Annotated in this window: 1 protein-coding gene; it reads right to left on the bottom strand. The window is 63.2% G+C overall.

Annotation, left to right across the window (positions count from 1 at the left end):
• Positions 1–114: 114 nt before the first annotated feature.
• A partial coding sequence (locus Q7C21_RS22540; protein WP_375151165.1) for an aldehyde dehydrogenase family protein occupies positions 115–585 on the bottom strand: 471 nt, incomplete at its 5' end.

The following is a 585-nucleotide window of genomic DNA, read 5'->3' as shown; positions in this document are numbered from 1 at the left end:
ACCACCACCGATCCCCGGGTCGATTCGATCCGCTGCCGCGCAGACAAAAAAACACCGGGCAGGTGACCAAACCTGCCCGGTGCCCGACGACCTGTCGTATTGCTGCAATCGGCCTCAGCTCAGGCTGTTGAGGCATACCACCTTGGGCTGGGTCATTTCCTCATAGGCGAAACGCACCCCTTCGCGGCCCAGGCTGCCGTACTTGAAGCCGCCAAACGGCATGGCATCGAAACGGTAATCGGACGAATCGTTGATCATCACCCCACCGGCCTCGATCCGCCGCGCGGCGTCCATGGCGGTGCGCAGATCGTTGGTGAAGATCCCCGCATGCAGGCTGTATTCGGGCTGGTTGGCCAGGGCGATAGCCTGATCCAGATCGTCGAACGCCTGCAACACCACCACTGGCGCAAAGACCTCGTCCTGCCACAGGCGACTGCCATGGTCGACATTCTCCAGCACCGTGGCGGCGTAGCACGAACCCCGGCGCTGATGCCCGCAGAGCAACCGCGCGCCCTGCTGCAGTGCTTCATCCACGACCTTCTGCGCGTTCTGCGCGGCCTGCAGGCTGATCATCGGCCCGATATC

Origin of the sequence: Pantoea sp. ANP04 (assembly GCF_041982285.1) — a bacterium.
GTDB classification, from domain to species: Bacteria; Pseudomonadota; Gammaproteobacteria; order Enterobacterales; family Enterobacteriaceae; genus Pantoea; species Pantoea eucalypti.
The sequence above is the reverse complement of the archived record's forward strand: the minus strand, read 5'-3'. Positions and strand labels throughout refer to the sequence as shown.